The organism is Streptomyces sp. PTY087I2, from assembly GCF_001687325.1.
GTDB lineage: Bacteria > Actinomycetota > Actinomycetes > Streptomycetales > Streptomycetaceae > Streptomyces.
The window spans coordinates 40,131-64,452 of sequence record NZ_LZRD01000034.1 but is presented as its reverse complement, the minus strand read 5'-3'; the positions used below and the strand labels follow the sequence as shown (position 1 = coordinate 64,452).

The 24,322-nt window shown below is 71.1% G+C and carries 17 protein-coding genes; 6 read left to right on the top strand and 11 right to left on the bottom strand.

Going from position 1 to position 24,322, the window contains the following annotated elements; all coding sequences use genetic code 11:
* Window positions 1-438: 438 nt before the first annotated feature.
* Window positions 439-1,098, bottom strand: a complete 660-nt coding sequence (locus A3Q37_RS30340) for an FMN reductase (protein ID WP_065489441.1) — start codon at window positions 1,096-1,098, stop codon at window positions 439-441.
* Between the two features lie 5 nt (window positions 1,099-1,103).
* Window positions 1,104-2,195: an LLM class flavin-dependent oxidoreductase gene (locus A3Q37_RS30335; protein WP_065489439.1), complete on the bottom strand. Its 1,092-nt coding sequence runs from the start codon at window positions 2,193-2,195 to the stop codon at window positions 1,104-1,106.
* 161 nt (window positions 2,196-2,356) lie between these two features.
* Here A3Q37_RS30335 and A3Q37_RS37400 point away from each other — a divergent pair, with 161 nt between their 5' ends.
* The gene (locus tag A3Q37_RS37400; protein WP_010071343.1) at window positions 2,357-2,497 is read left to right on the top strand and encodes a DUF6126 family protein; all 141 of its coding nucleotides are present in this window, start codon (window positions 2,357-2,359) and stop codon (window positions 2,495-2,497) included.
* Between the two features lie 260 nt (window positions 2,498-2,757).
* Window positions 2,758-3,831 (top strand): tryptophan--tRNA ligase, encoded by a 1,074-nt coding sequence (gene trpS / locus A3Q37_RS30330; protein ID WP_065489437.1) that lies wholly within the window; start codon window positions 2,758-2,760, stop codon window positions 3,829-3,831.
* A 94-nt stretch (window positions 3,832-3,925) separates the two neighbouring features.
* Here trpS and A3Q37_RS30325 read toward each other — a convergent pair whose 3' ends face one another.
* The 4 genes from A3Q37_RS30325 to A3Q37_RS30310 all read right to left on the bottom strand — a co-directional run bounded on the left by A3Q37_RS30325 (window position 3,926) and on the right by A3Q37_RS30310 (window position 14,328).
* The gene (locus A3Q37_RS30325) at window positions 3,926-5,929 is read right to left on the bottom strand and encodes an NAD(P)-binding protein (RefSeq protein ID WP_065489435.1); all 2,004 of its coding nucleotides are present in this window, start codon (window positions 5,927-5,929) and stop codon (window positions 3,926-3,928) included.
* 40 nt (window positions 5,930-5,969) lie between these two features.
* The gene (locus A3Q37_RS30320) at window positions 5,970-10,988 is read right to left on the bottom strand and encodes a DNA repair ATPase (protein ID WP_065489433.1); all 5,019 of its coding nucleotides are present in this window, start codon (window positions 10,986-10,988) and stop codon (window positions 5,970-5,972) included.
* 363 nt (window positions 10,989-11,351) lie between these two features.
* On the bottom strand, window positions 11,352-13,466 hold the full coding sequence (locus A3Q37_RS30315; protein WP_065489431.1) for a flotillin family protein: 2,115 nt from the start codon (window positions 13,464-13,466) through the stop codon (window positions 11,352-11,354).
* A 208-nt stretch (window positions 13,467-13,674) separates the two neighbouring features.
* Entirely contained in the window at window positions 13,675-14,328 is a 654-nt protein-coding gene (locus tag A3Q37_RS30310; protein ID WP_065489455.1) for a hypothetical protein, read from the bottom strand.
* Between the two features lie 398 nt (window positions 14,329-14,726).
* Here A3Q37_RS30310 and A3Q37_RS30305 point away from each other — a divergent pair, with 398 nt between their 5' ends.
* Window positions 14,727-15,800, top strand: coding sequence for a CdaR family transcriptional regulator (locus A3Q37_RS30305; RefSeq protein WP_065489429.1), 1,074 nt, complete (start codon window positions 14,727-14,729; stop codon window positions 15,798-15,800).
* 35 nt (window positions 15,801-15,835) lie between these two features.
* Here the strand turns inward: A3Q37_RS30305 and A3Q37_RS30300 are convergent, their stop codons facing one another.
* The 4 genes from A3Q37_RS30300 to A3Q37_RS30285 form a co-directional block, all read right to left on the bottom strand.
* A complete protein-coding gene (locus tag A3Q37_RS30300; RefSeq protein WP_065489427.1) occupies window positions 15,836-16,291 on the bottom strand; it encodes a tellurite resistance TerB family protein in 456 nt (151 codons plus the stop codon).
* Between the two features lie 150 nt (window positions 16,292-16,441).
* Window positions 16,442-17,728, bottom strand: a complete 1,287-nt coding sequence (locus tag A3Q37_RS30295; protein WP_065489425.1) for a cation:proton antiporter — start codon at window positions 17,726-17,728, stop codon at window positions 16,442-16,444.
* 2 nt (window positions 17,729-17,730) lie between these two features.
* Window positions 17,731-18,201, bottom strand: a complete 471-nt coding sequence (locus A3Q37_RS30290; protein WP_065489423.1) for a cation:proton antiporter regulatory subunit — start codon at window positions 18,199-18,201, stop codon at window positions 17,731-17,733.
* 59 nt (window positions 18,202-18,260) lie between these two features.
* Window positions 18,261-18,839 carry a flavoprotein gene (locus tag A3Q37_RS30285; RefSeq protein WP_065489453.1) on the bottom strand — a complete coding sequence of 193 codons (579 nt, stop codon included), beginning with the start codon at window positions 18,837-18,839 and terminating at the stop codon, window positions 18,261-18,263.
* Between the two features lie 169 nt (window positions 18,840-19,008).
* On the opposite strand from A3Q37_RS30285, the gene A3Q37_RS30280 reads away from it, so the two are divergent.
* The 3 genes from A3Q37_RS30280 to A3Q37_RS36080 all read left to right on the top strand — a co-directional run bounded on the left by A3Q37_RS30280 (window position 19,009) and on the right by A3Q37_RS36080 (window position 21,417).
* Window positions 19,009-19,653, top strand: coding sequence for a dihydrofolate reductase family protein (locus tag A3Q37_RS30280; protein ID WP_065489421.1), 645 nt, complete (start codon window positions 19,009-19,011; stop codon window positions 19,651-19,653).
* Between the two features lie 210 nt (window positions 19,654-19,863).
* Complete coding sequence (locus A3Q37_RS30275) at window positions 19,864-20,358, top strand: hypothetical protein (protein WP_065489451.1); 495 nt, start codon at window positions 19,864-19,866, stop codon at window positions 20,356-20,358.
* 207 nt (window positions 20,359-20,565) lie between these two features.
* Window positions 20,566-21,417 carry a thioredoxin domain-containing protein gene (locus A3Q37_RS36080; RefSeq protein WP_255311989.1) on the top strand — a complete coding sequence of 284 codons (852 nt, stop codon included), beginning with the start codon at window positions 20,566-20,568 and terminating at the stop codon, window positions 21,415-21,417.
* On the opposite strand, the gene A3Q37_RS30265 is transcribed toward A3Q37_RS36080, so the two are convergent.
* Window positions 21,347-24,319, bottom strand: a complete 2,973-nt coding sequence (locus A3Q37_RS30265) for a family 16 glycoside hydrolase (RefSeq protein ID WP_065489417.1) — start codon at window positions 24,317-24,319, stop codon at window positions 21,347-21,349. The two genes, A3Q37_RS36080 and A3Q37_RS30265, sit on opposite strands and share 71 nt — an antisense overlap.
* Between the last annotated feature and the right edge of the window lie 3 nt (window positions 24,320-24,322).

Sequence of the window (24,322 nt, the reverse complement as noted above, 5' to 3'; positions counted from 1 at the left end):
ACGAGGGGAACTCGCGGACAGGGCGGCCGTCTTCGAACCGCACCTGCGCGGCCACGGCCAACGGCTCCCGACGCTCCACTCCGTCACCCCCCAAATAGCTCACCTCGAAGCCCCTGACCCTCGCCGGAGCGCCGCCCGTCACACTTCGCATTCGCTTGCTCACGCGTTCAGGCTTGCCAGTTCAGATGAGAACTCGCCACCCGTTTGCCAACTCTCGTGAGATTTCGCCACATCACATGCGAACCGACACCTTGATCGAGGAGTCGGAGCCGTCGACGCCCACAACGATCCTGCCCATATCTGCCTCCAGCTCGGTCGCGCTCGGTCGCATTTGGTCGCGCTCGGTACAGCATCCGATCTCACTGTAATCAAACAGGGCAATCGGGGCGGGTCGATGTGACCCGCCCCGATTGCCCGAGGCGCGCTCCGCACCCGGCCTCAGTCCAGCCGCAGGTCCGCGAGCTGCTGCTCGAAGGGGACGACCGCGTCCTCCCCGTCGTCCAGGCTCGCCGCCCGCGAGGCTCCGGAGACCGTACGGCCCAGGACCGCGGAGGCCAGCTCGCCGCCCGCGCGCCGGATCCGGGACGGCAGGCCCTCGGTGTACTCGTCACCGGACGAGCCCCAGTCCTCGGAGGCCGCGTAGACGGAGGTCGGCACGGTGACGGCCCGCAGATAGGCGAAGAGCGGGCGCAGGGCGTGCTCCAGGACCAGCGAGTGCCGGGCCGTGCCGCCCGTCGCGGCGATCACGACGGGCTTGCCGGTCAGCGCGGTGTGGTCGACCAGGTCGAAGAACGACTTGAACAGACCGCTGTACGAGGCGGTGAACACGGGCGTCACGGCGATCAGCCCGTCGGCCTCCGTCACCGCGTCGATCGCCTCGCGCAACCCGGCCGAAGGGAACCCGCTGACCAGGTGGTTCGCGATGTCCACGGCGAGATCGCGCAGCTCGATGACACGGACCTCTACGTTCCGGTCCTGCTCGGCCGCGAGGCGCTCACGGGTGGCGGCGGCCAGCCGGTCGGCCAGCAGCCGGGTGGAGGACGGCTGGCTGAGCCCGGCCGATACGGCGACGATGCGCAGGGGCGAGGTGGAGAACATCGGGGTCAGGCTTCCTTTCCGGAGGCTCGGGCGGCGGCGACCGCCGGGTGGACGGGCGCGGACTCCGGCACGCCGGCCGGCCGCAGGTTGGCGAACTCCTTGCGCAGGACGGGCACGACCTCCTCGCCGAGGATGTCGAGCTGCTCCAGGACCATCTTCAGCGGGAGCCCCGCGTGGTCCATCAGGAACAGCTGGCGCTGGTAGTCGCCGACCGCGTCCCGGAACGTCAGCGTCCGCTCGATGACCTCCTGCGGGGAGCCCACGGTCAGCGGGGTCTCGCGGGTGAAGTCCTCCAGGGACGGGCCGTGGCCGTAGACCGGCGCGTTGTCGAAGTACGGGCGGAACTCCCGTACCGCGTCCTGCGAGTTCTTCCGCATGAACACCTGGCCGCCGAGCCCCACGATGGCCTGTTCCTCGGTGCCGTGCCCGTAGTGGGCGTAACGGCGCCTATAAAGGGACACCATTTTCTTCGTGTGCTCCATCGGCCAGAAGATGTTGTTGTGGAAGAAGCCGTCCCCGTAGTACGCGGCCTGCTCGGCGATCTCGGGGGAGCGGATGGAGCCGTGCCAGACGAACGGCGGGACGCCGTCCAGCGGGCGCGGGGTGGCGGTGAACGACTGGAGCGGCGTACGGAACTTGCCTTCCCAGTCCACGACGTCCTCGCACCACAGCTTGTGCAGCAGGGCGTAGTTCTCGACGGCCATCGGGATGCCCTGGCGGATGTCCTTGCCGAACCAGGGGTAGACCGGTCCGGTGTTGCCCCGGCCCATCATCAGGTCGACGCGGCCGTCCGCGAGGTGCTGGAGGGTGGCGTAGTCCTCGGCGATCTTCACCGGGTCGTTGGTGGTGATCAGCGTGGTGGACGTGGACAGGATCAGGTTCTCGGTGCGGGCGGCGATGTAGCCGAGGGTCGTCGTCGGGGAGGACGGGACGAACGGCGGGTTGTGGTGCTCGCCGGTCGCGAAGACGTCCAGGCCGACCTCCTCGGCCTTCTGCGCGATGGCCAGGGTCGCCTTGATCCGCTCGTTCTCGGTGGGGGTCCGGCCGGTGGTCGGGTCGGTCGTGACGTCCCCGACGGTGAAGATCCCGAACTGCATGGCGTCCGCCTTCCTGAGTCCCGGCCGGAGACCCCGATTCCGTGTGGTCCCGAAGCCCTGACCGATTTGGTTGAACATTGAACTACATCCTACAACGGGACCCCTCCCCGTCCTATTCCGCGCGGCCGGAAGCCCTTCCCGGGCGGGCGTACTCTGGAACGGTGAGCGAGCTGAAGAGCAACGGTGAGGAGTGGAAAGCGCGCGGAGTGTTCCTGCGCGTCTTCGTCTATGTCTTCGTGACCCACCTGTTCGCCGGGTTCGTCTGGCTCCTCTTCTACGTCGGTGAGCATGCCCCGAAGTAGGCCCGCGGTCTTCCCGGGCGTCCCGCGGTCTCCCCGGCCGGCCGGTATGCTGTGCTCATGACCTCCGTCCCGTGCCGCAACTGGTGGCGCTCCTTCTAGGAGCGGCCACAGCATCTGCACGGAACCAGGGCCGTTCGACATGGACGGCCCTTTTCGCTGCCCTCGTACGGCGCGGACACGGAAGACGGAGACGGAGCGCAGCGGCGCTCACCGGCGGGGCCGTCCCTCACGCAGCACTCACGCGAGGAGAGACAGCCACCATGACCGCGATCACGACCACGATCACAACCACCGCCGAGGCCCGAAGCACCGAACCCCGCACCGCAGACCTGGAGCGCCGTATCGCCCAGGACCCCGGCGGCTTCCGGGTCCTCACCGGGGACCGTCCCACCGGCGCCCTTCACCTCGGCCACTACTTCGGCTCCCTGCGCAACCGGGTCCGCCTCCAGGATCTCGGCGTGGACGTCATCGTCCTCATCCCCGACTACCAGGTCATCACCGACCGGGACACCGCGGAGCGGCTGGGGGAGTACACCGACGGGCTGCTCCTGGACTACCTGGCCCTCGGCATCGACCCCGCCCGGTCCACCGTCTTCTGCCACAGCGCCGTCCCCGCGCTCAACCAGCTCATGCTGCCCTTCCTGAGCCTGGTCTCCGTCGCGGAGCTGAACCGCAACCCCACGGTCAAGGACGAGATCGCGCACTCCCGGCAGTCCACGGTCAGCGGGCTGATGCTCACCTACCCGGTCCACCAGGCCGCCGACATCCTGTCCTGCAAGGGAAACCTGGTCCCGGTCGGCCGCGACCAGGCGCCCCACCTGGAGGTCACCCGGACGATCGCCCGCCGGTTCAACGAGCGGTACGGACAGGTCTTCCCGGAACCGGACATCCTGCTCTCCGCCGCGCCCCTGCTGCTCGGCACGGACGGTACGAAGATGAGCAAGAGCCGGGGCAATTCCGTCCCGCTCTCCGCCACCGCCGACGAGACCGCCCGCCTGATCAAGGGCGCGACGACGGACGCCGACCGGCACATCACGTACGACCCCGACACCCGCCCCAACGTCTCCTCGCTGGTCCTGCTGGCCGCCCTCTGCCTGGACCGGGACCCGCACGAGGTCGCGGCGGAGATCGGCGACGGCGGGGCCGCCACTCTGAAGCGGACGGTGACCGACGCGGTCAACGGTCACCTGGCGCCCTTCCGGGCCCGGCGGGCGGAGTACGCGAAGGATCTGACGTACGTACGGTCGGTGCTCCGCGCGGGCAACGAGCGGGCGAACGCCCTGGCCGAAGCCACGCTGGACGAGGTACGGGAGGCGATGGGCGCGTTCCGGTAGCCGACCGCGCGAACCGGCCGGCCACCCGCCCGCGAACCGGCCCGCCCCCAGCCGGCCGACCAGGAGGAAGCCCGCCCCGGTAGGGGGAAACCCCCTACTGCCTCGGCACCGCCGACCGCTGTCGCCGCAGTAGCTCCGCGAGGCCCCGGCGGGTGGCGGCGATCACCACCCGGTCCTGGGCGCGCAGGACGTAGCCGGGGTGCAGGTCCCATACCAGGCCGGAGGGCGGCGGGGTCGCGTCGCCCTCCGGGTCGAACGGGGGCAGGGCGGCGAGGTCCGGGTTGCGGTCGGCGGGCGGGGTGGCGTCGATGGCCAGGACCCGCCAGGCGCCCGCCCGGAACGCCTGCTCGACCGTGTGGCCCTCCAGCTGCGGGTGCCCCGCGACCTCCAGGGCGGCGAACAGCATCACCTTGCGCTCGACCGGGACCGCGCCGAGGATCTGGCGGCCCATCATGGCGACCGCGAAGGACGGCGCGGCCAGATGGGAGACCGAGCGGGAGCGGGTCAGGGCCTGGGGGTGCGCGGTGCGCAGGGTGCGGTAGACGGCGGTGGCGAACTCGTCGTCGTACAGCCGCAGCGCGACCCTCAGGTCCGGCTTCACCGAGCGGGCGTACAGCGTGGCTTCCAGGTTCGTCGTGTCGATGCTGGTGAGCGCGAGGAGGGCGTGGGCGCGGCGGATCTTGGCCGCTTCGAGGACGCCTTCCTGGGTGACGTCGCCGATGACGGTCGGCACATGCATCGAGCGGGCCAGCGGGATGCCGCGCGCCTCGGGGTCCTCCTCGACGACGACCACGGGGATGTCGAGTTCCCTCAGCCGTACGAGAACACGCGTGCCGATCTTGCCGAGCCCCAGCAGCACCACGTGTCCCGAGAGGCCGCGCGGCGGGCGGCGCAGCGAGGAGGCCGTGCGCAGGGTGCCGAACGCCTCCAGGACGGCGGCGATCAGCAGCGGCAGCAGGAGCAGCCCGGCGACGCCGGAGAGCAGCTGGATGATCTTCCGGGCGGTCGTGCCGTCCTCCGACGGGTCGTTCATGCCCAGCAGGTCGAGCAGGGTCAGATACGTGGAGTGGACCAGGCTGTCCTGGGTGGTGAGGAGCGAGGCGACCACCAGGGCGAGTGCCGCGAGCGCGATGCCGAGGGCCGACCAGCGCAGCCGGCGGGAGAAGACCTGCGAGAGCGGCGCGCCCCGGCCGCCCATCCGAGTCGCGGGCCGGTCCGGATCGGCCCGGCTGATCGCTTCGAGGACCACCGTGCCCCGGCCGGTCGCCTCGGCGACGGCGCGTTCGTCGGGCAGGAGCAGCGGGGCCTCGTCGCCGCTGCTGTCCGAACCCTCCGCACCCGCCGGGTCGTTGGTGGTGGAGGAGAGCAGCGCGAGGGTGCACAGGCCGGGGTCGGCGCTCTCGCCGGGGCCCGGCGGCGGGCGCTCGGCGGCCCGCAGGAGCAGCCCCTCGGCCTGGATGACCTTGCTGCTGCCGGTCAGGGCGGTGGCGGCGAGGGCCGGGGCGGCGGTGTCGGCGTCGGACAGGACGGTGGTGGAGGCGTCCAGCAGCGCCGGGTCGATACCGGGCATGGCGACGGCCGCCGCCTGGTCGAGCAGCTCCTCCAGATGCTGGCCGAGCTTGCGGTTGTAGAGCCGGATCACCAGCCGCAGACGGGGGTTGAGGCGGCGGGCGGTCAGGGCGGCGCGGATGTTGCGCTCGTCGTCGTCGTAGACGAGGGCGAGGGCGGCGGCCCGGTCGATGCCCGCCTCCTCCAGGACGTCGTCGGAGGGCTCGGGGGCCTCCATGATGCGGACGGCCTCGACCCCGGCGTTGGTGTCGCCGCTGCCGCCGGTGGTCCCGTTGCCGTTGCCCGAGCGGTTCATCGCCGCCGACATCCGGCCGAACAGGGCGGCCGCCCGGCCCCGTTGGGTCAGCGGGGTCTCCGGGTTGTTCGCGTCCCGGCCCGGCGGCAGGAGCAGCGTGACCCGTTCTCCGTAGATGAAGCGCAGCTCCACGGCGAGTCGGCGCGCCAGGGCGTCGTCACCGCAGACGATCATGTGGCCGGAGGACGGCGGCCGTCCCGGCTGCTGAGGAAGTGGAGGCACGAAACCCAGCATGCCGTGATCCTTCCGGCTCGGTCTTCCCGATCAGTGCCGATCAGTGTGGAGCGTTTGTGATCTTCGCATGACGGCCGGGGGCAGGACGGTCGTTGACCGCCCCGCCGTTGGCGCCGCCCTGGACGCCGGCGAGCAGGTGCCGGGGGTCCGCTGCCCGCTGAATCGCCGTCTCGACCGCGGCGATCCGGTCCGCGAGCAGCCCGAGCGCGGCCACGGCCCGGGTCATCGGGTCGCCCTCCGGCCCGCCGAGCGCCTGCGTACGGACGTAGGAACCGCTGATCGCCGCCCACCGTTCCGCCTGTTCGGCGGTGAGCGTGCCACGCAGGGCGGCCAGCTTCAGCAGATTCGCCTCGGCCCCGGTGGTGAGCGTCTGGGCCTCGCCCGTGTAGTGGTCGTCGATGACGGCGGACAGTTCGTCGTCGTTCATGACGGGCACGATCCGCTCGGCGATCTTGTTCATGTTGCGGTAGGAGCCCTGGAGCCGGAACGGCGGCTCGGTGCGCGTGGCGTCCGTCTGCGCGGCCGACGCGATGTACGCCGCGTTCACCGCGAGCACCGTGTCCCGGGCCGTGAGGAGATGGCGCAGCACCGCCAGGATGCGGTCCAACTCGGCCGCGCTGTACGGGTGTTCCAGATGCTCCGCGCGCGCGGCCGGATCGCTGCCGCCCGCCAGCCGCACCAGCAGCGCCAGATCGTCGCGGGAGCGGCCGGCCAGCGGGGCGAGGACCGGGTTGGCGGTCAGCGCGTTCTCCACGAAGCTCAGCGCGAAGACGTCCTCGCGACCGCTCAGCACCTCGCCGAGGTTCCACACGTCCGCCCGGTTGGCGAGCATGTCGGGGATCCGGAACTGCTCGCCGGACTCGGTGTACGGGTTGCCCGCCATGCACACCGCGAACCGCTTGCCCCGCAGGTCGTAGCTGCGCGGCTCGCCGTCCCGTACGCCCTCGATACGGCGCGTGGCGTCGCACAACGGGATGAACTTCTGGAGGAGTTCGGGCGAGGTGTGCTGGATGTCGTCGAGATAGAGGAGCGTGTTGTTGCCCGCCTCCAGCGCGAAGTTGATCTTCTCGATCTCCTGCCGCGCGGTGGCGCTCGGGGCCCGGTCCGGGTCGAGGGAGGTCACGTCGTGGCCCAGGTTCGGGCCGCTGATCTTGACGAGGACCATGCCGAGCCGGTCCGCGACGTACTCCATCAGCGTCGTCTTGCCGTAGCCGGGCGGCGAGACGAGCAGGAGCAGGCCCTGCGAGTCGGTGCGCCGGTCGGCGTCGGCGGTGCCGAGCTGCTTGGCCAGGCTGTCGCCGATCAGCGGCAGGTACACCTCGTCGAGCAGCCGGTTGCGGACGAACGCCGACATCACGCGCGGCCGGTGGTCGTCCAGCCGCAGCCGGCCGCGCTCACCGGTCACCAGGGAGGTGCGCAGCCGCTGGTAGGCGCGGAACCCGGGCACGGTGTCGGTGCGGAACTCGGCGGTACGGGCGAGGAGTTCGTCGATCCGTACGGTGAGGGCACCGCCGCCCGCGATGCGCGGGTGGTCGCCGAGCAGCCCTTCCAGCCGCTCGGTGAGCGGCGCGTCGCACGCGTACCGCTCCAGCTCCGGGCAGAGCTCCACCGCGACGGCCTCCGCCAGATCGCCGCCGCCGAAGCCCGTCCCCGTCGCTCCGGCGGCCCCGGTGGACTCGGCGTACGGGACGAGCCAGCCCTCCACGAGCTGCTTGCGGGCGGCCAGGTCGTCGCCGAGGGCCGCCAGGTCCTCCGCGTACACATCGGGCCCGGCGGCCCGGTGGAACCCGTCCAGGAACGCCCGGGCCCCGGCGGACCGGACGAACCCGGCCGGTCCGGTCGTCAGCTCCTCGAAGAGGTACGCGGCGACGGCCTCGGGCCGCACTCCGTCCGCCGCAGCCGGGCTGCACTCGATCGCCGTCGCCCACTCCTCCTGGAGCACGGCGATGGCCGGGGCCAGCCCGAAGGTGTCGCGGGCGCGGGCCAGCGATACCGCCCGCCGCGCCCAGGCCGTGCGCTGCGCCGCGTCCACGCCGTACGTCCAGAACAGCTGGGCGGCCGCCCGTGCCCCGGGCTCGTGGCGCAGTAGCCCGGCGTCCGCGTGCAGGCGCAGCAGGGCGGCCAGGATCGCGGTGGCGTCCTCGTCGTGGACGCCCCGGGTGTACCCCTCGTCGTATGCCTCGGCCGCCGACTCCCTTACGAGCTTGGCCAGTTCGGCGTCGGACAACGCGGTCAGGCGGCTCGCCCCGTGCTCGTCGAGGAGGCGGGCGGCGAGGTGCTCGGCGCGGTAGACGGCGGCGTTCTCCGAGGGGAGCAGCTGTTCCCAGTACGGCCGGGCCGCCGCGAACGCCGGGTCGGTGACCGGGGCCCGGTAGTCCGTCCCGGTCAGCGCGAAGACGAGGCTCTCCCCGGAGGGCACGAGCGTCAGGTCGAACGGCTGGGTGTTCACCGCGAACCGGTGGCGGCCCAGCTTGATCACGGACCCGCCGTCGGCGTACAGCTCGGTGCGGTCGCGCAGGGCGCGGCCCGCCTCCTGCCGGGCCGCCTTCAGCCGCCCGTCCAGCTCCTCCGCCCGTACCGGGTCGCCGAGTTCACGCAGTTCGTCGGCGGTCCGCCGGATCTTGGCGACCATCGGGTCGGAGGCGAAGTAGGTGTGGACGGCGTCGAGATCGTCCAGCGCGGCCACCCGCCGGGCGATGGTCTCCAGCACCCGGTCGGCCGACCCGGCCAGCCGCTCCGCGCGCCGCGCCCGCTCGTCCTGGAGGGTCTGCTTGCGCGCCGAGAACGCCTCGTACACCTCGGTGCGGCGCTCGGCCAGCTCGGCGAGGAAGTCGTCGAACTCCGCGAACCGTGACTCCAGGTTCTCCAACTGGAGCAGCAGTCGCGACAGTTGCTCGTCACACGCCTCCGGCGACTCGGCCGCCGCCAGCGCGCCCGTGACCGCCTGCCCGAGCAGCGCGAACTCGGCGGCGAACTCGGCCCGGCCCTCCTTCGACAGCAGCTCCCGGCGGCGCGCGTCCAGCGTGGCGCGGGCCCGGTTCGCCCCGCCCAGCACCTCCGCGATCCGCTCCAGGATCGAGGTGCGCACGGTGGCGTCGCCGATGTCGAGACCGGCGACGACGTCCGTGACGGTGGCGAGCCCCTCCGTCATCGACGCCAGCCGGTCCGTCACGGCGGAGGCGTCCCGTACGGTCTCCAGCGCCCCCGCGTCGGCCACGAGCCCCGCGATGTCCGCGTGATACCCGTCGAACGCGTCCTCACGGGCGAGGAAGGAGACGGCCCGCTGGGCGGCGGAGGCGATGTCGTCCTCGGTCCGGGCCGACAGCTCCGCGATCCGCTCGACGTCGGCGTACCGCATCTCGCCGACCGTCGCCAAGTGCCCATGAGCCTGCCGCAGTTCGGTGAGCCGCTCGACCCACGCGGACGCCGACCCGGGCACCTCGCCGCGCACCCGCCGCACCAGCGCGGTGATGCGGGTCGCGGTCTCCTCCAGCGCCTCGGCGGCCCGCCGGGTCAGATCCTGTACGGCGGTGAACTCGGCCAGCACCTGCTGCGCGGTGGCCCGCAGCTCGGCCAACGGCTCACCGAGCGCGCCCAGTTCGGGGTCGGACAGCCAGTGGTAGCGGTCCTGCGCGCGGGCGCAGTCGGCGGCGAGCTGCCCGTACACGGCGGTCGTCGGCGTCATGTCCCGCACCCCGTGCGCGAGCGCGAGGCAGTCCGAAATCCCGCGTACGAGATCGGCGTTGCCGGTCCGGGCGAGCGGCCCGGTCCCGGCGGGCCGGGCGGCGGCGTAGGTGTCGGAGACGTACGGCGTCTGCCAGCGCTGCAACGGGTGCACGCGGGCCGGCCCGTCCGGGTTGTCCCGCAGCAGGACCAGCGTTCCGTCGTCCAGCAGCGCGTGCCCGCGCCCGGTGAGCGGGGTGGCGACCTCCTGGCGGATCAGGTTGTAGGGGAGGAGGAGGCTGCGGAGGCCGTCGCGGGAACGGAAGACGTAGAGGACGTCCTCCCCATTGGGCGAGCGGACCGCGCCCTCGAAGACCGGCTCGGTCAGCTCCTCGGCGGTGTCGAAGGTCTTCGCGGTGCCGGTGGTGAGGTAGTAGCCGCCGGGGAAGATGATCCCCTGGTCCTCGGGGAGGCGGTGGCAGGACGGTCCGATGGAGTCGAGCCGCTGGACACTGGAGAGCAGGGAGTTGAAGACCAGATGCCGCCAGTCGGTCTCCTTGTACGGCCGTACGCGCAGCAGGACCAGCGGCCCGACCTCCGCGTACTCGACGTCGGCGTCGGCCAGCGACTGCAACGGCTCGTCGACGGGCTCCTCGTAGATCCCGTCCGGCGACTCGGTGTCATCGGTGACCTTGACGGTCAGGGTGCCGCCGAGCGTGTCGACGAAGAGGCCGCCGCCCTTGCCGATGGCGATGTGCGGGTGGCGGCCGGGGCGGTGGGCCTCGCGCCCGGCGACGGTCCAGTCGAAGTCGTGGGACGCGGGGAAGACATGGTCCCGCTCGCCCTGCGCGTCGAGGAACGCCCCGGGGGACCCGTCCGCGCCCAGCGCCCAGCGCAGCACGCGGATGTCCTCGGCGTTCTCGCCCGTACGGAAGACGGCGAGAAGCTTCCCGCCGGTCCGGCGCAGACGGAGGAGGCGGGCGTCGCGGAAGTAGCGGTGGAGGGAGGCGAACTCGCGCCGGAACCCGTCGTCGTCGAGGAGGGTGTCGCCGTTCTCGGGTGCCTCGCTGTCCCCTTCGGCGTCCCGTACGAGGAGGACGTCGTCGACCCCGGCCTCGCCCCGGGCCCCCGGCCCCCGCTCGAACCCGAAGAGGAGCTTCCCGCCCACGGCGACGAGGTCACGCGGGACGGAGGCGTGCTCGGTGCGCACCTGCTCGGTGGCCAGGAGCCGCAGCCCGGTCGACCCGAACTCCTCGGTCCGCCGGGCGTTGAGCGCCTCGGCCCGCCGCACGAGCTCCCCGGCCTGCGCGGAGAGCCGCCGCCGCAGCACCTCGTAGGCACCGGCGTCCACATCGCCCTGGGGCGCGGTGGCGGTGGCGGTGATGTCGCTGTCCATGCGTACGGCTCCCTACGTGTTTCGTGATGCGCCGTCGGGCCCGGGCCCGGATTTCCAGCCCGTCCGGCGCTTGAGGACGGAACCTTCGAGCTGGTGGGCCTGCTCCCGGCGTGTGGCGCGGCCCCGGAACTCCAGCCTGTCCGGCGTTTGAGGACGGAACCCCTGGCCCGGAGGGGCCCGCCCTGCCGGGCGGGCCAGGCCCTGGTGCGCCCACCCCCGTGGGACGCACACCCAGACCTTCCGGCCCCCCGGGCCAAGGGTTCCGTCCTCAAACGCCGGACGGGCTGTGGTGGTGCGGGCCCGCCTCGCCGGGCCGGGCGCCCCGGCCCCAGGCAACGGACGGGCTGTGGTGGTGCGGGCGGCCTACCCCTTGGCCCCGGCCCCGTTCAACGACACCGCGGGAGCCACCCCCGTACCGGCCACCGAAGACACCGGCAGATCCGCCAGCCCCAGCTCCTTCGCCGCCGCCAGCAACTGCTCCACCTGGCCTGACGCCGCACCCGACGACCCCATCAGCCGCATCAGCAGCGTCGACACCGTCAGGTTCCGCACATCACCCGTGGAGACCGACCCCAGCACCCGGCTCAGGTCGTCCGTGAAGGACGACGAACCGTCCAGCCACGACCCCGCCAGCGCCTGCGCGGTCTGGGAGTTGTCCACGAACCCGTCCACCGCCTTGCCGAGCGAGACCGACGACACGAGCCGGTCGAAGAAGACGGACTCCCCGCCGACGATGTCGATGTCGGCGTTCTCCAGACCCGTCGCCAGGACCGTCGCCTGCGCCTCGGCGACCTGCCGCTGCACATCGAGCCCCGCCAGCCGGATCTCCTTCTCCGCGTCGAGCCGCAGGCGGTACTCCTCGTGCGTACGGGACGCCTCGTCCAGCGCCGCCATCGCGGCCGCCTTCTCCGTGAGCCCCGCGGCCTCCGCCTTCAGCTTCTCGCCGATGGCCGCCGCGTCCGCGGTCGCCTGCGCCTGGGTGCCCTCCGCGTCGGCGAGCGCCTTGAGCCGCGCGCCCTCCGCCTCGGCCTTGAGCCGGGCCGCCGTCGCCTCGGCCTCCGCGAGACCGGCCTTCTCGATGACGTCCGCCTCCGCGTCACGGACCTGCACCGCGGCGAGCCCCGGCGCGGCCGACTCGGCCTGGATGCCCTCCGCCAGCCGCAGCTTGGCCTGCGCGTCCAGGTCGGCCGTCTTCAGCCGCGCCTCGGCGAGCGTGAGCTGCTCGGCCGCCAGGTGCGTGGAGGCCGCCTCCGCCGCCTCGGCCGCCTTGATGTCCTTGACCAGCTTCTCCTGCGCCTCCGCCTCGGCCGCGATGATGACCGACTTACGGGCCCGCTCGGCGTCCTCGACGGCGCGCAGGGTGAGGATCGACTCCTCCTGCTCGGCGACCGTACGGTCCACCGCGATCCGCTCGCGGATGACGTCGGCGACCTCGCGCCGCTCGGCCTCGACCTCCTTCGTGGCGGCGATCCGGTTCAGCTCGGTCTCGCGCTCGCGCCCGATGACCTCCAGCATCCGGTCCTTCTCGATGCGCTCGCTCTCGACGGCGATGACCCGCTCGCGGTTCTTCTGCGCGACGGCGATCTCCCGCGCCTGGTTCTCGCGCTGGATACCGAGCTGCTCCTCGGTCCTGATGAACGCGGTCTGCGCGCCGAGCCGCTCCTCCTCCTGCACCCGGGCGGTGGCCGCCTCCTCGCGGGCCCGCAGGGTGTCGACCTCGCGGCGCTGCTTGATCTCGGCCTCGGCCTGCCGGCGCTCCAGCTCCAGGATCGTCTCGCGGGCGTCGACGTCCTGCCGGGTGATCTCCTTCTGCTCGATGCGCTGGAACTCGTTGGTGCGCACGTGCTCGATCGCGGTCAGCTCGGTGATCTTCCGGATGCCCTGCGCGTCCAGGATGTTGGAGCCGTCGAGCTGGGCCATCGGGGTCTGCTCGAGGAAGTCGATCGCGGCGTCGTCGAGGTGGTAGCCGTTCAGGTCGGTGCCGATGACCCGGATGATCCGGTCCCGGAACTCCTCGCGCTTGGTGTAGAGGTCGACGAAGTCGAGCTGCTTGCCGACGGTCTTGAGGGCCTCGGAGAACTTCGCGGAGAAGAACTCCTGGATGGCGACCCGGTCGCTGGCCCGCTCGGTGCCGATGGCCTGAGCGACCTTGATGACGTCCTCGACGGTCTTGTTGACGCGGACGAAGAAGGTGATCTGGATGTCGGCGCGGATGTTGTCCTGGCAGATCAGCCCCTCCCGCCCGGCACGGTGGATCTCGATCTTCTTCACCGAGATGTCCATCGTCTCGGCCTTGTGGAGCACGGGCAGGACGACGGCCCCGGTGAAGGTGACGTCGACCTTCTTGGTCTTGGAGATGATCAGCGCCTTGCCCTGCTCGACCTTGCGGAACAGCCGGGTGACGACGATGGCGATGGCGATGACGATGAGCAGGACAACGGCGACGAGCACGCCGATGCCCAGGGAGATGGCATCCATAGAAGAGTCCTTGGCGGCTGGTTGGTACGGAAGTGGCACAGCGAAGTAGTGGCGTGACCAGCGGTTACGCCAGGCGGGTCGGCCGGAGCGCGACGCACGGGCGGACAGGCGGCGGTCAGGCAGGCGGCGGGCGGACGGCGGCCGTGGCCCGGCGAACCGCAGGGCTCGCCACGGACAGGGCCGTCAGGAGCCCCGTGGCCCGCCCGGATCAGCCGTTCGGGCCCGGGTCGAGCGCGGCGTCGTAGGCCGAGACCCAGAAGAACTCGCCGTCCTCGTCGTACGCGTAGAGGAGTCCCGAACAGCCCATGACGAGCTGCGCGTCCTCGGCGCCCGGCCCCGAGGGCCGGGACGGGGACGGGAAGGACTCGGCCCGGCGGACCTGCACGATGGCCGTCGACCCGTCGCGCGAGACGACTTCGGCCTGGCCGAAGGTCGCGGTGACGGTGCCGGTGCGGATCGTGCAGACGCTCCCGACGAAGTCCAGCCGGGATGGCGGAGGTTCCGCCGGGAAGTACCGGCGGAAGCGGTGTACGAGGAGGCGGACGGCCCCCCAGGCGAGCAGCAGCGACCCGGCGAGCACGGCGACCGCCAGCACGGCGCGGGTGGCGCTGTCGGTGTGGCTGTGGCGGAGCAGGACCGTGCCGGTGAGGCTGCCGAACCAGGCGAACACGATCAGCAGGGAGACCGAGACGGAGACCGGGACACCGCCGAGACCGACCGGACCGGTGTCGAGGTCGGCGTCGAAGGAGTCGTGGCCGGCGGCCCCGGCGAGCACCAGCAGCCAGAAGCAGATGATGACGACCAGAGCGGCGCCGAAGATGACGGCGGGGAAGCCGATCGCCGCGCTCAGAAACTCGTCCATCGATCCCACCCCCTGCGGTTCGGCGCACGGGCCCTGAGGCGTGCGCTTCCGTGATCCGGTACGGGGAAGGCGGCGGCCGGTCGACGAGCGTCCGGCCGAAGGGCGCCCGGTCCGCGGGCGACTCCGCGGGTGACGGGGCCCGGCAACCGCGGCGCGGCCTCAACCTGCCGCGGCGGCCGGGTGGTTACCCCCGATTCCCCATGTTTCCCCCGTGCTCCCCCGGTACTTCCCCCGTGATGCTTCCCCCGTGTTGTTGCTGACCTGATCCTGTCATCCGGGACCGTCCTGACGCATTGCCGGATCCCGGCAATCTTTACGCTTTGCTAATGCCGGGCACCGGCACCGCCCGGTGTGCGTTGGGGAAATGACAGGACTGTTGCAAGGCTGAAGGAGAGTGCGTGGCCGAGCCAAGGATTCCCGAGGAAATGCTGGGCAATTATGCCCATATTCTGGGCGAAGTTGCCCTCACCGGCCGCCGTTTGACTCGTAACGAACTGGAGGAGCGCCGCGCTCTGGGCCGTGCGGCGGCGGACGCGGGCCATCAGCTGCGGGCCCTGGTGACGATGCATCTGGCGCAGACCCGTGAAGCCTGGCCCCGGGCCGCTGCCGGAAACTCCCCCGCCGTCACCGATGCGGTCCTGGCTGCGGTGGAGCAGGCGGTCGACGCGTTCGCCGAGGGCTTCGAGCGGGCCCAACGCCTCACCGTACGACGGGAGGAGGCGGCGCGCCGGGAGTTCATCGACGATCTGCTGTACGGGCGCAGCGACCTGGTCCGGCTCGCGGAGCGGGCGACCCGCTTCGGCCTGCGGCTTTCCCGGGCGCACGCGGTCGCGGTGGCGTCGGGCCCGGAGGCGTACACGGAGACGGACGCGGTGCCGCGCAGTGTGGAGGCGGCGCTGCTGACGCGGTTCAGCGGGCGCAAGATCCTGCTGACGACGAAGGACGGCCGGATCGTCTGCATCGCGCCGGGCAGCCAGCCCGACGTCCTGCGGTACTTCGCCAAGCAGGCGCACGCGGCGACGGACGGCGGACAGGTGGCGGTGGGCCGCCCGCACAAGGGGCCCGGCGGGGTGGTCCATTCGTACGACGAGGCGCTCGAAGCCCTCGATCTGGCGGACCGGATGGGGATGGAGGACCCCGTGCTGTACGCCTCGGACCTCATGGTCTACCCGGTGCTGACCCGGGACCGGCAGGCGATGGCGGATCTGGTGCGCAGCGAACTGGGCCCGCTCCAGAAGGCGAGGGGCGGCGCGGAACCGCTGCTGAACACGCTGGCGGTCTACTTCGACGCGGGCTGCGTCGCCGCCGAGACCGCCCGCAGGCTGGCGCTGAGCGTACGGGCGCTGACGTACCGGCTGGAGCGCATCCACCAGTTGACCGGGTCGGACCCCTCGGACCCGATGCACCGCTACAGCCTCCAGACGGCGGTCATCGGCGCCCGGCTGCTGGACTGGCCGGCCAAGGAGCTGTGACGCGCCCGGCCGGCCGATGCCGCACGGAGGGGCGGCTACAGGTCGAACTCGTGCGGCGGCAGGTCGAGCGCGAAGCACGCCTCCCGCACGACGGCCTGCTCGGTGGCGTCGAAGTCGCCGTCGGCGCCGCCGATGACGATGCCGATCTGGATCACGGCACGGGCCTCGGCGGGCTTCTTCCTGGCCTTGGCGACCTCCTGGACCACGCTGACCTTGCCGAGCGCGAAATCGGCGGTGAGCTGGTCGACGTACGCGTTGAAGCGCCGCTGGAGGTCGTCGGCGGGGAAGTTCCGCAGGACGTCGTTGGACGCGATGAGGGCCGCGACGCGCTGGCGCTCGGCCGGGTCGACGGAACCGTCGGCGGCGGCGACCAGGGCGCACATGGCCATGCTCGCGTCCCGGAACGACCCCGACTTCAGCTCGTTCTTCTTCGCCTCCAGCTGCGTCTGCATCGACGAAGCGGATTCCTTGATGCGGTCCCACAGAGCCATGACATCTCCCTACCTTGCGAAGCAGTGCCGGAACGCGATCGACTCTACAGACATGTAGAGATGGGTGTGCCGGGAATGCCGGGGTACGCGGAAGCCCCCGGCACCCATCAGGGGCGTCCGGGGGCTTCGGCTGCGTGCCTTCGGCCGGGGCTACTCGTGCTTCTCGCCCGCGGGTTCCGGGGTGAGGTCGTCGTGCGAGCCCAGCCGGCGCTCGGGCGCGGACTTCGCGACGGGCTCCTTCTCGGCAGTCGCGGCCGTGCCCGTGCTCTTGCCGTCCCCGCCGCCGCGACGGGCCTCGATCTTCGCCGCGATGGGCTGCGTCCACCGGGCGGTGAGCGGGCCGACGATGACGAGGATCAGGACGTACGCGGTGGCGATGGGGCCGATGCGCGGCTCGGTGGCCACGGCCAGACCGGCGATGACGATGGAGAACTCACCGCGCGCCACGAGGGTGCCGCCCGCGCGCCAGCGGCCGGGCGAGCCGACCCCGGCGCGGCGGGCCGCGTAGTAGCCGGTGCCGATCTTGGTGAAGGTGGTGATGATGGCCAGCAGGGCCGCGGGCAGCAGCACCGGCGGGATGTCGGCCGGGTTCGTGGAGAGTCCGAAGAAGACGAAGAACACGGCGGCGAACAGGTCCCGCAGCGGGGTGAGCAGCTTGCGGGCGCCCTCGGCGACCTCACCGGAGAGCGCGATGCCGACGAGGAACGCGCCGACGGCGGCGGACACCTGGAGCTGCTGGGCGACACCGGCGACGAGGACGGTGAGGCCGAGGACGACCAGGAGCAGCATCTCCGGGTTGTCGGAGGAGACCGCGCGGCTGATCAGTCGGCCGTGGCGGAGCGCCAGGTAGAGGACGAGTCCGACGGCCCCGAGCGCGATGACGAGCGCGAGGCTGCCGCCGGCCAGGCTGACCCCGGCGAGCATGGCGGTGAGCAGCGGCAGGTACACCGCCATCGCCAGGTCCTCCATGACGAGGACGCCGAGGATGACGGGGGTCTCGCGGTTACCGAGCCGGCCGAGGTCGGTCATGACCTTGGCGATCACCCCGGACGAGGAGATCCAGGTGACCCCGGCGAGCGCGACGGCGCCCACGGGTCCCCAGCCGAGGATCAGGGCGGCGACGGCGCCCGGGACGGCGTTGAGGGCGAAGTCGACGGCGCCCGACGGATACTGCGTCTTGAGACTGGTGACCAGCTCGGAAGCGCTGTACTCGAGACCCAGCAGCAGAAGCAGCAGGATGACGCCGATCTCGGCGCCCACCATGGTGAATTCCTCGCTGGCGTCGAGCGGGATCAGCCCACCGTGCCCGAACGCCAGCCCGGCGAGCAGGTACAGGGGGATGGGGGAGAGCCCTATCCGCCCGGCGAACCGCCCCACGAGCCCCAGCCCGAGGATGACGGCCCCCAGCTCCACCAGCAATGCAGTCGTGTCATGCACGGTCAGCCCTCCGCAATGATCTCGGCGAGCGCGTCGACGCCCTCACGCGTACCGACGGCGACGAGTGTGTCCCCGATGGCCAGTCGAAAATCCGGTTCCGGCGACGGGTGCGCGCTGTGGGTGCGCAGCACCGCCACGATGGACGCCCCGGTCCGGGTCCGCGCCCGCGTCTCCCCCAGCAGCCGCCCGCCGTACGGGGAGCGGGACCCGAGCGGGATGTGCTCGGTGACGAGGTCGATGCCCTCGGTGCGTACGGCGTCGATGGGCGCCGGATCGATGAGGTGCGCGAGCGCGGTGGCCTCGGTCGTCGTCAGGGGGACGGAGAGTTGGCACGAATCAGGGTCGTCCTGTTGGTAGAACCCGATGAACCGGCGTCCGTCGTGGTGGACGACGACCGAAATGTGCTGCCCCGTCTCGGTCGTGAAGTCGTACTGAGCCCCCACTCCGGGCAGTGATGTACGGCGGGTTCCCATGGCTTCCTCCCGAGACGTGCGGCGGTGTGCGCGCACTTGGTGATCTCTTTATCCGGCCATTACCTTATCGGGCGGCGAGAATCCGTCGAGGGGCCGTCGGCGGTGGACGCGAGCAGCTCCAGGGCCTCTTCCCAGGGGAAGGCGGCGGTCTCCCCGGACTTGGGAGTGTGCGGTGCGCCGGCACTGATCCGGACGCCCATGCTCCGCAGCCTGGCCAGGCTCTCGCCGTACGCGGGGTGCTGGGCGAGCAGCGAGTTCACGGCCGGGAGTACGGCGGTGGGGACGCCGAGCCCGTACGCCTCGCAGAGGATGCCGAGGGCCAGGGTGTCCGCGATCCCGGCCGCCCACTTGTTGATGGTGTTGAAGGTGGCGGGCGCGACGACGATGGCGTCCGGGTCCGGAAACGGCCGGGGGTCGCCGGGGGCGCGCCAGCCGGAGCGGATCGGATACCCGGTCCGCGCCTCGACGGCCGCCGCGTCGAGGAAGCCGAGCCCCTGCGGGGTGGCGACGACACCGACGTCCCAGCCGGCGTCCCGCGCCGCGACGAAGAGCCGGTCGACGTCCCGGGCGACGCCGGCCGCGCAGACGACGACGTACAGGAACGGCTTCCGGTCCGGCCGGTCGGGCTGATCGCTCATGGACATGGGCTCCCCTGTTGATCGCTGAGGCGGTGCGGCTCAGCAGCGTACGGGGGCGGGACGGCGATAGTGGGGGGAGAGGGCTACCGGCATGACCGGGACCGATGAGTTGAGCCGGCGCCCCCGGTCCAACACGGAGACCACCGGAAGCGAATCGTAGGAGGACGGCATGGCACAACTGCTGAGAGTTCAGAACTTCACGGTGTCGAGCGACGGAATCGCCGCAGGCGAGGACCAGACGCTGGAGCGCCCGTTCGGCCACGTCGACCCGGGCCCGCTGTTCTCCTGGGCGGGCGCCACGGCGAGCTGGCCGAACCGCACGGCCCCGGGCGGAACCCGGGGCCTGGACGACTACTTCACGCGGGACTTCACGCACAACATCGGGGCGGAGATCATGGGCCGCAACAAGTTCGGCCCGCAGCGGGGCCCGTGGGAGAACCACGAGTGGCAGGGCTGGTGGGGCGACGAACCCCCGTTCCACACCCCGGTGTTCGTGATGACGCACCACGAGCGCCCGTCGTTCACGCTCTCCGACACGACGTTCCACTTCGTCGACGCCGACCCGGTGACGGTGCTGGCCCGGGCGAAGGAAGCGGCGGACGGGAAGGACGTCCGGCTGGGCGGCGGCGTCACCACGATCCGCGAGTTCCTCGACGCCGGCCTGATCGACACCCTGCACGTGGCGGTGGCCCCGGTGAAACTGGGCACCGGCCTGCGTCTGTGGAACACACCGGACGACCTGCGCGACCGCTACCACCTGGACGTCGTCCCGAGCCCGAGTGGCATGACGCATCACCTGTTCTGGCGAAAGTGAGGTAGGGGGAGGCCGGCCAATTCCGTGAAGTGCCCGACGGGGCCGCCGGGGATCGTGGAGAGTCGGTTGCGTAGTCGTCCGAGCGCGCAGAGGTACGAAGCGCGCTCGGACACCGCACGCTGCCCACCCGCAGCCACCCCGAAAAGGACTTCCGCCTTGTCGCCCTTCGACCCTCGATACGCTCCCGCCGGCGATGTGGGCGCGGCGCTCATGCTGATCGACTCCCGCCTCAGGACCGTCCACGCGGGCAGGAGCGGGACCGACCCCGAACAGGAGCAGCTCGTCCAGCAACTCCTCACGTCACTCGGCCCGGAGGGTGTCGACGACGTGCTGGACGGAACCTGCACGCTCATCTACCTGTACATGAAGTGGCTCCGTGAGGCCCACGAGGCGCACGAGAAGGACGTCGTCGAATACGTGGTGCCGACGCTCGTCACCTCCCTGAAGATGCTGCCGAAGAGCGTCCCGCCCGAGGCGGTCCCCACGATGGCGGGCCTGGCCATCGCGGCCGCCATCGGCCTGAGCCCCACCCTGTGGCGCAACCAGTACGGCGACTGGACGGAAGCGGAACTGACCCCGCTGGAGGCGACGGCGTTCCTGCTCGCCGAACACATCAACCGCATGACGGACGACCACAACTTCGCGACCCGCATGATCACGGATGCGCTGACGCAGGTGGAGTCGGGGGCGGAGCGGGAGGAGTAGCGAGGCGGGGTCGCCGAGCCTTGTCGCGGCGGTGAAGGTCCTCGGGCCGTCCGCAATTGCTGTGAGATTCGTGACCTGGAGCTACTACAGTCTGCGCGATCAAGGGGAGGGGATCCGCAGGTGGGAAAGGGAAGACCGCTGGCCGCCGGAACCGCGGCCACGATCGCTGTGCTCGTGATGGCGGGGTGCGCCCCCAGGGGGCAGCCCATGGATGAAGCACGCGGTGGCACACCTGCGCCTCCGGCCTATGCAGGGGTCGAGGAGTTGCCGGAGGAGTTGGCCGCGGACGGCACGACCATCGTGGTGGGCGACCCGGCCGCGGCAACCACGGTGCGGCTGTACGAGGACCCACGCTGTCCCTTCGTCGAGGAGTTCGAGGCGACCGGCGCCCCGGCGCTGCGCGAGATGACGCTGCTCCGGGAGGTCAAGACCGAGTACACCCTCGCGTCCTTCAGGGACGACCGCGTGGGCGGCGACGGATCGAAGAGGGCGGTCAACGCCCTGCGCGCGGCGCTGGACGCAGGCAAGTTCACCGAGTACCACGCCGTGATCTTCGAGAACATGACCGTGAACGAGCTCGCGGGCGGCTACACCACGGCCTCCCTCCTGAAACTCGCCGACCAGGTCGAGGGGCTGCGGAGTGAGACGTTCGACTCCGCCGTGACGACGATGAAGTACAAGGACTTCGTCACCGCTTCACAGAAGACGTACGAGACGGCCGGTGGCGACGACCCTCGCGGCCCTGGCACCCCACGGTTGTCATCAACAGCACCAAGGTCGAGGGGGTCCGGTACCACTCGCTCTTCGACAGGGAGTTGTTCGCCGGAGTCCTGTACTTGTACGTGGAACGCGACTAGCGACAGGCCGGATGAGTTCAGGCCGCCACCGACCTGCGCCCGCAGGACGTCGGGGGACGAAGCGGTGCTGCCTTCTCCCTCGACGTCGGAGGAGAAGGCAGCACCGCTTCGTCCCATAACGGGCCCGCCTGTCAGAGCCGTTCGATCCAGATGTTGCGGAACCTTGGGTTCTCGCCCGGGTCCCCGTGGTCCTGCAACTTGATGTGGCCCGGTGCGGGGCCCTCGGGTTGGCCCGCTCCCGTCGGGCCGGCTATGGCTACGTTCCTGTGCACCAGCTTGCCGTTCCAGCGGAGGGTCACCCGGGCGTCCTCGGTCTTCTTGCCGTCGCTGTCGAAGCGTGCCGCCCGGAATTCGATGTCGTAAGTCTGCCAGGTGCCGGACGGCTTCGCCGCGTTGGTGTCCGGGGCCTTGCGCAGGTAGATCGAGCCGGCGTCGTTCGTGGCGGGTGTCTCGACGCCGAAGGACTCCAGGATCTGGAGCTCGTAACGCTCCTGGATGTAGACCCCGCTGTTGCCCCGGGCCTGTCCGGTGACGTCCGGCGGGTAGTGGGGCTGGTACCACTCTGCGTGCATCCGGAAGTCGCCGTACTTCTCCTTCGTACGGATGTCACCGCCGAAGGATTCCATGGAGCCGTTCGCCACCGGCCACTTCGCCGGGCCGCCGTCGTTCGCCTCCCAGGCGTCCAGGTTCGTGCCGTCGAAGAGCGTGGTGCGCTTCGTCGGGGTGACGGTGAGGTTGTCGAGGTTCACATGGCCGTCGTCCTCGGGCTCGTAGGCGTACGTGATCGAGTTCGCGCCCTTCCGCAGCGGCACCGATTCGGTGTGGGTCGCCCACTTGTTCCAGGCCACGGTGGAGTTCAGCCAGATCTGTTTGTAGCGCTCGCCGTTGATGTACAGGGTCATGGAGCGGGGCGTGGGCTGCGGGTCCGCGTTCTGGCCGTTCGTGTACCGCAGGGCGAGGTCGTGCTTGCCCTGCTTGTCTGCGCGTACCGCGAACGTGGTGCGGGAGCCCGGCTCCCAGTTGTTGTCGATGAAGCCGGTGCCGGAGTAACCGGAGTGGTTGTCGTTGAACTTGGTGCCGCCGGACAGTGAGGCGGACTCCGCCTCGTACACCGGCGGCGGCTTCGATCCGTCCGGCAGCGTGTTCAGCGTGTACCACGCCTCGGTGCCCCACAGCTCCGCCCCGGACTCCGCGGCGAAGGGGCGCGGGGACTGTACGTGCACCACCCTGCCCGGGCGCAGGCCGTCCAGCTTGAGCGTCACCTTCCTGCGGTCCTTGGAGAGCGTCGCCGACGTGACGTCGAGCGTCTCCTCGTCGGCCTTCGGGCCTCCGTACCGCGGGGTCGCCACGTAACGCCACTGCTGGGCCTTGTACTTGGCCGCCAGGTCCTCGGCCGTCTCGGCGGAGAGCGGCTGTGTGTACTCGATCTCGAAGCCGCCGTCGACCGCCCGCATCGCGCGCATGTCGAAGGCCTCGTCGCCGGTGAGCGTGAGCTTCTGGAGGCCGAACTTGAGCTTGCCCTCCTGGCCCCAGTTCCCGGAGTCGCCGATGCCGCCGGCGTAGATCGCCCCGTCCGGGCCGAGGCTGATCCGGTTGACCCCGGCCTCCAGGCCCTGCGTCATCCGGAACACCGCGCCCTGGTACTCGCCGCCGACCTTCTCCAGGTAGGCCCGCTGGAGGCCGCCGTAGGTCACGTCGCCGAAGACCATCTGTCCGGCGAAGGGGCCTTCGGGCAGGAGGAGGGGGTTACTCGGCGAGTTGGAGATCTCGCCGTGCGGCAGCCAGAGGACGGGCTCGGTCACCGGCTGGTCGTCGTACACGCCGTCCGGGTTGGTGTGGTGGTTGTAGAAGGCGCCCTGCTTGATCCGGACCAGCTTCGACGTCGGGACGTACGCGCCCTGGTTGTCGGTGGCGAAGATCTCGCCCTTCGGGCCCCAGCCGAGGCCGTTCGGTGTGCGCAGGCCCCCGGCCACGTACGACACCTTGCCGGTCTTCTTGTTGATCTTGAGCGTCGAGCCCCGGTTCGGCACGTTCTGCGGGTCCTGGGTCGCGCCGCCCGGCACCATCGCGATGCCCGTGCTGACGTAGAAGTGCCCCTTCTCGTACAGCAGCCCGAACGCGAACTCGTGGTAGTTGCCGCCGAACGGCCAGGTCGCGATCTGCCGGTACTCGTCGGTGACCTCGTCACCGTCCTTGTCGACCAGCGCGGTCAGGTCGTCCTTCTCGGAGACGTAGATCGTGCCGTCGACGTACGTGAGGCCCATCGGCTCCAGCAGGTTCTCGGCGACCAGCTTCTTCGTCACCTTCGACGGGTCGGTGTTCCCGGTGACGTTGTCGAGCAGATACACCTGCCCGAGCTCGCTCTCCCTGCTGCCGCCCCAGGTGCTGACGGCCAGCCGGCCGTCCGGCAGCCAGTCCATGCCGGTGACCTGCGGTTCGAAACCGTCGGGGCGCAGATCGGTCAGCGTGTAGTCGGGGTGCACCCCGGCCAGCGGCAGGCCGTCGCCCGGTGACTCGTCGATGCCCTCGCACAGCTTGCGGCCCGGGGAGGTGACCCGGGTGACGTCGGCGTCGGTGCTCAGCACGGAGGTGGGGACGACGGTGTACGCGTCCGCTCCGGGCGGCCGCCACTCCAGCAGGAGGCGCTGGTCGTACTCGCCGTCCCAGTGGTCGATACGCAGCGCGTGGTGGCCCTCGGCCAGCTCGGCCGAGCCTTCCTTGGGCTGGGCGCCGTGCTTTCCTCCGTTGTCGATGATCTGCGTGCCATCGATGATCAGCCGGGATCCGTCGTCGCTGGTGATGCGGAAGTCGTACGTCCCGGCCGACTCGACGTTCAGGTACGCGGTGACCTCGGTGACGAACTTGCCGCCCAGCCCGAAGTCCTCGGCGGTGGTCCAGTCGATCGTCGGCTTCAACTCGTCGACGTTGGGCGTCTGTCCGGGCTTGAGCGTGCAGAAGTCCTCCAGCGCCATCTGTACGTCGAAGACCCGCATGGTCACGCCCGGTTCCTGGGGCGGTATGTCGGGAGGCTGGGCGGCGGCGGCCTGGCCCTGGACGAGGGTGGAGAGGAACACGGCTGAGACGAGTACGGCCAAGCGCCGCATGGG

What these genes read in the sequence shown, in the direction of transcription:
- A3Q37_RS30340 (WP_065489441.1), bottom strand. Translation starts at nt 1,098, where the DNA reads ATGTTCTCCACCTCGCCCCTGCGCATCGTCGCCGTATCGGCCGGGCTC.
- A3Q37_RS30335 (WP_065489439.1), bottom strand. Translation starts at nt 2,195, where the DNA reads ATGCAGTTCGGGATCTTCACCGTCGGGGACGTCACGACCGACCCGACC.
- trpS (WP_065489437.1), top strand. Translation starts at nt 2,758, where the DNA reads ATGACCGCGATCACGACCACGATCACAACCACCGCCGAGGCCCGAAGC.
- A3Q37_RS30325 (WP_065489435.1), bottom strand. Translation starts at nt 5,929, where the DNA reads ATGCTGGGTTTCGTGCCTCCACTTCCTCAGCAGCCGGGACGGCCGCCG.
- A3Q37_RS30320 (WP_065489433.1), bottom strand. Translation starts at nt 10,988, where the DNA reads ATGGACAGCGACATCACCGCCACCGCCACCGCGCCCCAGGGCGATGTG.
- A3Q37_RS30315 (WP_065489431.1), bottom strand. Translation starts at nt 13,466, where the DNA reads ATGGATGCCATCTCCCTGGGCATCGGCGTGCTCGTCGCCGTTGTCCTG.
- A3Q37_RS30310 (WP_065489455.1), bottom strand. Translation starts at nt 14,328, where the DNA reads ATGGACGAGTTTCTGAGCGCGGCGATCGGCTTCCCCGCCGTCATCTTC.
- A3Q37_RS30300 (WP_065489427.1), bottom strand. Translation starts at nt 16,291, where the DNA reads ATGGCTCTGTGGGACCGCATCAAGGAATCCGCTTCGTCGATGCAGACG.
- A3Q37_RS30290 (WP_065489423.1), bottom strand. Translation starts at nt 18,201, where the DNA reads ATGGGAACCCGCCGTACATCACTGCCCGGAGTGGGGGCTCAGTACGAC.
- A3Q37_RS30285 (WP_065489453.1), bottom strand. Translation starts at nt 18,839, where the DNA reads ATGAGCGATCAGCCCGACCGGCCGGACCGGAAGCCGTTCCTGTACGTC.
- A3Q37_RS30280 (WP_065489421.1), top strand. Translation starts at nt 19,009, where the DNA reads ATGGCACAACTGCTGAGAGTTCAGAACTTCACGGTGTCGAGCGACGGA.
- A3Q37_RS30275 (WP_065489451.1), top strand. Translation starts at nt 19,864, where the DNA reads ATGCTGATCGACTCCCGCCTCAGGACCGTCCACGCGGGCAGGAGCGGG.
- A3Q37_RS36080 (WP_255311989.1), top strand. Translation starts at nt 20,566, where the DNA reads ATGGATGAAGCACGCGGTGGCACACCTGCGCCTCCGGCCTATGCAGGG.
- A3Q37_RS30265 (WP_065489417.1), bottom strand. Translation starts at nt 24,319, where the DNA reads ATGCGGCGCTTGGCCGTACTCGTCTCAGCCGTGTTCCTCTCCACCCTC.